This is a genomic window from Limnospira sp. PMC 1279.21, assembly GCF_032349615.1.
Lineage (GTDB): Bacteria > Cyanobacteriota > Cyanobacteriia > Cyanobacteriales > Microcoleaceae > Limnospira > Limnospira fusiformis.
The window spans coordinates 3,179-7,369 of the sequence record NZ_JARPLU010000200.1; the positions used below are offsets into that span (position 1 = coordinate 3,179).

At 43.0% G+C, this 4,191-nt stretch carries 3 protein-coding genes; 1 reads left to right on the forward strand and 2 read right to left on the reverse strand.

The features are described from left to right. Positions 1-213: 213 nt before the first annotated feature. Positions 214-513, reverse strand: a complete 300-nt coding sequence (locus P5683_RS21155) for a hypothetical protein (protein WP_006624022.1) — start codon at positions 511-513, stop codon at positions 214-216. Positions 514-585: 72 nt separating this feature from the next. After that, positions 586-1,989, reverse strand: coding sequence for a DUF2079 domain-containing protein (locus P5683_RS21160; RefSeq protein ID WP_006624023.1), 1,404 nt, complete (start codon positions 1,987-1,989; stop codon positions 586-588). Positions 1,990-2,104: 115 nt separating this feature from the next. Between P5683_RS21160 and P5683_RS21165 the strand changes: the two genes are divergently transcribed. Next, positions 2,105-3,979 carry a glycosyltransferase family 39 protein gene (locus tag P5683_RS21165; RefSeq protein ID WP_187758268.1) on the forward strand — a complete coding sequence of 625 codons (1,875 nt, stop codon included), beginning with the start codon at positions 2,105-2,107 and terminating at the stop codon, positions 3,977-3,979. Positions 3,980-4,191 lie beyond the last annotated feature (212 nt).

Consider the following 4,191-nt stretch of genomic DNA (forward strand, 5'->3'; position numbering starts at 1 on the left):
GTTCTACTGCTTCCTAGGCTCCCAACCAGAAGATGAAGAAACCCGCCCTCTGGGGTTCTACTGCTTCCTAGGCTCCCAACCAGAAGATGAAGAAACCCGCCCTCTGGGGAGAGGGAGGGGGAGAATGATTTAGGGTGAGGGTAATGTTTAGTGCGATTTCCCGGCTGCATCAAATGATGTATGATGACCCTAATCTTTGGGGCGTATTTGAGATTACAATAATCTATTTTTCAGTCGTCTGATAATTTGCAAATCTTGTAAATGTGGAGTTACTCCTATTTCAGTTGATACAGGTTCCCTGTATTGTAGACAGTCTATGACAATCAAAGCCATGACAATGAAAAAAGCATGACCGAGATACTCTATCATGGTATTTGAGGCCAATTGACGAGGGCAATTCGGGGAAGGCGAGGCCATATCCCCTGTGGTGGTTTCTTCTGTGGGTAGAAGAGTCCGGGATATAGCAATGTCCTCAGAATTGTGAACAGGTGGGGTCAAATCAGTGCTAGACATAGGTTATTAATTAATGTGGTACTAACCTGCTTATCATCACTCCGGAAAATTCAAATTCCGGTTGAGAAAATCTTAATTTTTCGGGGAGGTGTCCCGGTGAAATAAAAGTACCCCGTCGCGACTATATCCCAATTGAAACTCTGGGATATTTTGAAGTTTGACGATGAGACCGTCCACAAGTTCCTGTGAACTATTCCAGCCTGGGTAAGTAGAGTTTAGTAAGACCCACTCAAACTGGGTGAGGTCCAAACTTTCCGCCCCTTGGGTAGCCAACATCAAAATCTGGCGGTGGGTAAGGTGGGGGGCGATATGGTCTGCGGTTAAGACGCTTCCGGGACTGTTGACGAGGGCGACAGCTTCCCGCGAGGGGGAAACAGTGTCAAAATGTTCGAGATATCGCGACCAAAAATAACCGTATTTAGCTAAAGCCAAGAAAGCTAGTAGCGACCATAACATAATATGGCGGGGGTTTCGTAGCCAATGGGAGTTACTCCCTAGGGCGGAAATTACGGCTAGTAACAAAAATGGCAGTATGGGGACAGAATAATGCTGGGTGAGGTTTTTTTGTTGGAGACTACTGCTAAGGAGGTTAAGGGCTAAAATTGGTAATGCGCCGATGATGGGGGTTAAATGGCGGGGTGAGAGTCCCCACAGCAGGGGAAGTATCAATAGCAAGAGATATTCTAGGTTGGCTAATGTGAAGAGTTGTCGCGCCACCAGTCGGGGTTTTAAGAAGAGGTTTTTGGCAATTTCTGTGACTGAGTTACCTAATTCACCATATCGCGCGACGGCTTCGGGTTGACCGCCGCTGAAGTGGGGGATGATGATACCTGTGGCGATTATAAACCATGTCAGCCCTAAAATTATGGCGATCGCACCACATCTACGTCTGTTTTCAAATAGGAATAACCAAACTCCCATCGCCGCCACGGTTAGGGACAGGACGGCTTTACAGCCCAAAATTACCAGGACCACTAGGGAAAACCACAGGACTTGTTTCGCCCTGGCTTGGTAAACGGCGACCAATAACAGGGGAAGCGCGATAACTTCTGGGTGAAAGTCGAATAAGTTGACGTTGAAAATCAGGGGATATAGCAAATAAACTATCGCCATTAAGTTAGCTTGGGTTGGCTTTAAACCCGCCTGTAAAGCCAGCCATTGGGTTGGTATCGCCCCGACTGATAGGGCTATGGCTTGGACTGCAAACAGCCAGTGTACATCGGGATATAGCTTGTAAAGCAGCGCTATGGGGTATAAAATCCAAGCTGCATGGTCGCCGAGTATGTGGATACCCCGAAAGGTGACAAAGGGTTTCTCGCCTTGGCTAATTAGATAAATGCCATTATCGAAAATTCCTAAATCGAAGGCGTTGGACTGAAATAGGGCGTGTCGCCAACTGCTACCAAAAAATAGGACTAAGCTAGTTAGGAAAATGATTAGGGGTAAGGAATAGGGCGGAAATAGGGCTTTTCTCATTCGTCCTCGCTGGAAAATGTTGATTAAAATTGTACATTTTCCACAGAGTACACCGATTTCAGAGTTGGGCTGTTAAATTAAGGGATTGTAGATCAGATTCTGGGAGTTAGACGGGTTGAAGTTAACTGGAAATATGGGAAAAACTTTGATGATGTGGGGTCGTCATCCTAAGTCGGGGTGGATTTTATCTATGGCTGGGTTAGTGGCGATCGCCATTATGGCTTTTCTGTGGCATCTTGGTAGTGTGGGTTTGGTGGATGAAACGGAACCTTTATTTGCTGAAGCCGCCCGTCATATGAAAATCTCCGGTAATTGGATTACTCCCTATTTTAATCAGGAAACTCGCTTTGATAAACCGCCTTTGATTTATTGGTTAATTGCCCTGGGTTATTATATGGTGGGGGTGAATGAGTGGGCGGTAAGATTACCTTCTGCTATCTCAGCGATCGCTTTAATGGTAGGCTGTTTTTTGACTGTACAACAATTCGTAACTACTACCCACCCACATCTCAAATTTGCCCAGATTAAGCCTTCTGCTTGGATAGCTACTGCCTTAGTGGCTTTGAATTTACAAACTCTCATCTGGGCGCGTCAGGGAGTTTCGGATATGTTATTAAGTGGCTGTATGGGTTTGAGTCTCTTTAGCTTTTTTTGGGGATATGCCACTACTAAGGAACCGGATCATAGTCCCGCTATTAAATTGATGGATAAACTCAGAAATTGTTGTCACTGGCAATTTCCGAATAAATGGTATTTAGGATTCTATATTTTTACAGGATTAGCCGTATTAGCCAAAGGTCCTGTGGGTATTGTGATCCCCGGCTTAATTGTGGTGGTTTTTCTGGCTTATGTAAATCGCCTGTGGTCAGTTTTGCCAGAAATGGGAGTGATTTGGGGTGGGATTATTTTCGGATTAATTACTGTACCTTGGTATATTTTGGTAATTATTGAAAATGGTCAAGACTATATAGATTCGTTTTTTGGTTATCATAATGTCCAGAGATTTACCAGTGTTGTTAATGGTCATAGTGCGCCGTGGTATTTCTATTTTATCGTGGTTTTAATCGGGTTTTTACCCTGGTCTATTTATTTGCCCATAGCCATATATCGGCTGGGATTTTGGCGGCGTAATCAATGGATTAATCAACCCAGAAATCAGCAATTGGGTTTATTTGCTTGGGTGTGGTTTGCCTGTATTTTTGTATTCTTTACTATCGCCGTTACTAAACTTCCTAGTTATGTGCTGCCTTTGATGCCTGCGGCGGCGATTTTAATCGGGATTTTTTGGGGAGAAGAATTTGCCAAAACTGGGAATTATATTAATCTTAAAAATCGCTGGTTTTTTAATACCGCATTAGTTAATATACTGTTTTTAGTGGTTTTAGCGATCGCCATTATTTACAGCCCCCAATTTATCGGACCCGACCCAGCCGTTGAAGATTTAGCATCAGTAGTTAATAACTCTGGCTTACCGATAAAAGGTGGTATGATCTGGACAGCTACTGCTGTTTTAATTGCTTGGTTAATAGGCAATAAACGTCAGTGGCGACTAATTATTGCAGCCAACCTCATCGGCTTTATTTTATTCTTTAATATGGTGTTTGTACCCGGATTATTCTTAGTAGATGAATACCGACAAATACCTCTAAAAAATATCGCCCAAAACTTGGCAACTTTCCAACAACCCCAAGAAGAGTTATGGATGATTGGATTTGCTAAACCTACCGTAGTATTCTATTCTCAGCAACCCGTCCATTTTTTCAGAATAAACGACTTTTTGAGGGCAGAAGGTGAACCCCTCTTGCATATCCTTGATGTCCTACAAAACACCTCAGAATCCCCCACAGCCCTCGTAGTTAGTCGCGCCAAGGATTTAGCCAGAATTGGACTACAACCGGGAGATTATCCGATTTTAATAGAACAGGGAAATTATCAACTGGTTCGCATTTCCAAGCAAATTTTATTATATCGTGTTATTCACCATGAATAATTAATAGCCCAGAAATCATGTAGGGGCGGGTTCTGCTGTTAATGACATCAAAGGGCGATCAGATGAATAAACCCCCACCCGATAATTAATAATTAATAATTAATAATTAATAATTAATAATTAATAATTAATAATTAACTCGCCCCACCGGATAATTAATAATTAATAATTAACCCGCCCTATTTATGGGGTTCTGCCGTTAATGACATCAA